Annotated in this window: 4 protein-coding genes; 2 read left to right on the top strand and 2 right to left on the bottom strand. The window is 35.3% G+C overall.

What is annotated here, in order from left to right:
• Positions 1–348, top strand: a 348-nt coding sequence (locus tag ACTG3Y_RS13185; protein ID WP_439153386.1) for a Na+/H+ antiporter NhaC family protein, incomplete at its 5' end; no start/stop codon positions are given.
• A 22-nt stretch (positions 349–370) separates the two neighbouring features.
• Here ACTG3Y_RS13185 and ACTG3Y_RS13180 read toward each other — a convergent pair.
• Together ACTG3Y_RS13180 and katG are read right to left on the bottom strand one after the other, a co-directional pair.
• Positions 371–841 carry an ankyrin repeat domain-containing protein gene (locus ACTG3Y_RS13180; protein WP_439153385.1) on the bottom strand — a complete coding sequence of 157 codons (471 nt, stop codon included), beginning with the start codon at positions 839–841 and terminating at the stop codon, positions 371–373.
• A 74-nt stretch (positions 842–915) separates the two neighbouring features.
• The gene (gene katG, locus ACTG3Y_RS13175; RefSeq protein ID WP_439153384.1) at positions 916–3,141 is read right to left on the bottom strand and encodes a catalase/peroxidase HPI; all 2,226 of its coding nucleotides are present in this window, start codon (positions 3,139–3,141) and stop codon (positions 916–918) included.
• A 268-nt stretch (positions 3,142–3,409) separates the two neighbouring features.
• Here katG and ACTG3Y_RS13170 point away from each other — a divergent pair, with 268 nt between their 5' ends.
• A complete protein-coding gene (locus tag ACTG3Y_RS13170) occupies positions 3,410–4,129 on the top strand; it encodes a hypothetical protein (RefSeq protein WP_439153383.1) in 720 nt (239 codons plus the stop codon).
• The last annotated feature ends 84 nt before the right edge of the window (positions 4,130–4,213 follow it).

The raw sequence follows: 4,213 nt of genomic DNA, 5'->3' as shown, positions 1-4,213 counted from the left end.
CTATTTGGGTTGTTTGCCAGTACAGTTGCAAGTTGCCTTGCCTTAAACCTAACAGCATCAGATCAATATTTAGCTTTAGTAGTACCAGGTAAAATGTTTAAAAAAGCCTACGAAGACAGAGGTTTAGCTCCAGAAAACTTAAGTAGAACACTAGAAGATTCTGGTACAGTAACTTCTGTATTAATTCCTTGGAACACTTGTGGTGCTTACCACTCTAAAGTACTGTTTGGATATGCTGGAGCAACAGCTTATATACCTTACGCCTTTTTCAGTATCATAAGTCCATTTATGACATTACTTTTTGCGGCGTTTAGAATAAAAATAAAAATGCTCAAGGGCAAGCTTTAATATTCACCTTTAAAACATCGTTCTAGGCTAAAAGCTCAGATATATGAGTAAAACCTTTAGCAATGGCATAATCTAATGCCGTCTTACCATCATTGTCTTTAATTGATATATCAGCATTATTTTCTAAAAGTATTTTAACAACATCCTCCTGATTGTATTGTACTGCAAAACTTAACGCTGTTGTACCTAGATTATTTTTTGCATTGATATCAGCTTTATTTTCAATTAGGAGCTTAACCAAATTCAAATTACCCTTAAAACTAACTCCAATAAGTGCTGTATTTCCCGAAGCATCTTTTCCATTAATATCCGCTTGATTGTCAATAAGAATTTTTGCAATCTCTACCTTATCAAAGTAAGTAGCAAATATAAGAGGTGTAAATCCTCTAGCATCTTCACTATTTACTATGTGAGGATTATTTTGTAACTGTAATTTTACATTCTCAATATTACCAGACTGAATAGTTCTGAAAAATAGTTCTTGTGCATTCATATGTAAAGATTAAAAAAGGAATGTGCATTAAGTTGCACATTCCTTTTATTGTTAATTTATTTCTAAAACCAATTTTATTTTAAATCAAATCGGTCCAAATTCATAACCTTTGACCAAGCGTCAATAAAATCATTTACAAATTTTGCTTCAGCATCACTTGCGCCATAAACTTCACAAACAGCTCTTAGCTCAGTATTAGAACCAAAAATTAAATCTGCTCTTGTTCCTTTAAATTTCAACTCACCAGTTCTTCTATCACGACCTTCAAAGTGCGTTTCCTCTTCAGAAGTTTCACTCCAAGTGTAGGTCATATCTAAAATATTTTTAAAGAAATCATTAGATAGACTACCTACATTATTTGTAAACACTCCATAGTCAGAATTATCGAAATTTGCTCCCATTACGCGCATTCCTCCAAGTAACACAGTCATTTCAGGAATAGTCAATGTTAAAAGGTTAGCTTTATCAACTAATAAATCCTCTGCTTTAACATCTGCATTGGCGTTTTGATAATTTCTGAATCCATCACCAACAGGCTTGAGATAATTAAACTGTTCGATATCTGTCATCTCTTGGGTAGCATCGCCTCTACCTTGAGAAAAAGGTACAGACACTTTGTGACCAGCTTTTTTGGCTGCCTCTTCGACACCAGTATTACCAGCAAGAACAATTAAGTCTGCTAGTGAAACCTCTCCATTAAATTCGTTTTGAATTCCACGATAGACATTCAATACTTTTTCAAGTTCTTCAGGGTTATTGACTTTCCAGCTGCGTTGAGGCTCAAGTGCAATTCGAGCACCATTAGCACCACCACGCTTGTCAGAATCTCTGTATGTTGAAGCCGAAGCCCAAGCTGTTTTTACCATTTCAGACACTGTTAAGCCAGATGCCAATATCATTTTCTTTAATGAATCGATATCAGAATCACTTAAGGTGTAATTGACTTTCGGAATAGGGTCTTGCCAGATTAACTCTTCTGCTGGTACTTCTGGACCAACATATCTATCTTTAGGGCCCATATCACGATGTGTTAACTTAAACCAGGCACGTGCAAAGGCATCTTCAAAAGCTTTATGATCCGCAAGAAAACGTTTTGAAATTTCGAGATATGCTGGATCTGTTTTAAGTGCTATATCAGCAGTAGTCATCATTAAAGGTTGTTGTCCTTCACCACCTGCACGCGGAGCCGTTCTAGCGTTCGATTCAGCAGTTGGAGTCCACTGATGTGCTCCAGCAGGACTCTTAGTTAATTCCCAATCGTAGTTTAATAATACATCAAAATAGTCAGCATCCCATTTCGTTGGATCTGGTGTCCACGCACCCTCAATACCAGAAGTGATAGCATCTTCTAATACACCACTTTTATAAGTGTTTTTCCAACCTGTACTCATTTCTGCCATTGGTGCGCCATGTGGCTCTACACCAACATACTGACCTGGATCTGCAGCACCATGTGCCTTACCAAAGGTATGTCCTCCCGCGACAAGTGCAACAGTTTCTTCATCATTCATTGCCATTCGGCCAAATGTTTCTCTAACATCATGTGCTGATGTCATAGGGTCGGGATTTCCATCTGGTCCTTCTGGATTCACATAAATCCAACCCATCATTACTGCAGCTAAAGGATCTTCTAAGTCTCTTTTTGTAGGGTCTTTTTCACCATCATAACGTGCTGCATTTTCTCCCCATTCCGTTTCACTTCCCCAATATACATCTTGCTCTGGTTCATAAATATCTTCACGTCCTCCTGCAAAACCAAATGTTGGGAATCCCATTGACTCTAATGCCACATTACCTGCTAATATCATTAAATCAGCCCAAGATAATTTAGCACCATACTTTTGCTTAATTGGCCATAACAACAAACGCGCTTTATCTAAGTTACCATTATCTGGCCAACTGTTAATTGGTGCAAATCTCTGGTTACCAGTACCAGCACCTCCACGTCCATCACCAACTCTGTAGGTACCAGCACTATGCCACGCCATACGAATCATTAATCCTCCGTAGTGCCCATAATCTGCAGGCCACCAGTCTTGAGAATCCGTCATCAATGCTGTTAGATCTTTCTTTAATTGCTCATAATCAATACTTTTAAAAGCTTCAGCGTAATTAAAATCTTCCCCATAAGGATGATTCCTTTTAGCATGTTGTCTTAATATATTAAGCTTTAGCTCATTTGGCCACCAATCTCTATTTTTTGTACCGTGACCAGCAGTACCATTTAGGTCACCGCTTAGAAAAGGACAATTACTAGCATCTGAATTATTAAGGTCAAATGCTTCGCCATGCTTACTCATATCTTCTGTTTTTTATTAAAATTAATTTTATCCTTCAAAATTATGAAATTAATCAACGTGCTGAAATGCTAGAGATAATATCTCTTTATTTTTTAATAGGCATTTTCAATGATTAACTTATTTAGAATTGTTTTAAACAATGGTAATTCATATTGGTTTGTTCAACCTTTGATGGGAAAACAAGAAATTTGCATAACAAAGCTTAAACAGAACTGTTAAAGACTTGTGCTTCATTAGTTTGATTATTATTTTTATAAAAAAAACGCTTATGCTATTGAAAAAGACAAATATTGAAGAGAGACTACAACGCTTAAAAACGAAAGAGACCTCTGAAGATTTCATTCTGAAAAATGTTCAAAATATATTAGAAGAAGACAATAGAAAAGATAATGTAGTATTAAAAATTCTTTCTTCAAATACACCATCTGACACTAATAATTTTGAATTTGACTTGTTGGAAACTGATCATATTTACCATATAGATCAGATTAAGAAAATTTGTATTGATTACAGGTTACGGTTTTTAGATTCGAAGTATTTTAAAGGACCACTGCCCTACGAAGCCATATCTAAAATTAAGGCTCTAGAGAAATCTCACAATACAGAATTAAAGGGATTTAAAATAATTGCTCCTTCAAAGTTGTTTAAATTAGAAAACGCTGACGACCCACTCCTTTTTGCTCCAATCGGTAATGGTTATTATTATTTAATCCACAAATGGGGAAATGATTTAAGTCCGTTTAGAAAAATACTGATGTGGCCGTACAAAAGTTTTGGTAATCTCATCATAGCAACCTTAATCGTTAGTTTATTTGCGACGGCTTTATTTCCAGAAGGAATATTTTCTAACAAACCTAATTCTGCAGATGCTGGTATGATATTTTTCTTTATGTTCAAGGCAATAGCAGCTATCGTTTTATATTATGGTTTTGCAGCAGGAAAAAATTTTAATACCGTAATTTGGAATAGCAAATATTTTAATGCATGATAATTATCATGTAACAATTCTATATTTTTCGTAACTTATTAGTATAATTAAATCTATGAAGTTATGAGTGAAACAGAATACACC

It is taken from the genome of Winogradskyella sp. (assembly GCF_965656915.1).
In the GTDB taxonomy this organism is placed as follows: Bacteria; Bacteroidota; Bacteroidia; order Flavobacteriales; family Flavobacteriaceae; genus Winogradskyella.
This window is presented reverse-complemented; position numbering and strand designations above follow the sequence as displayed.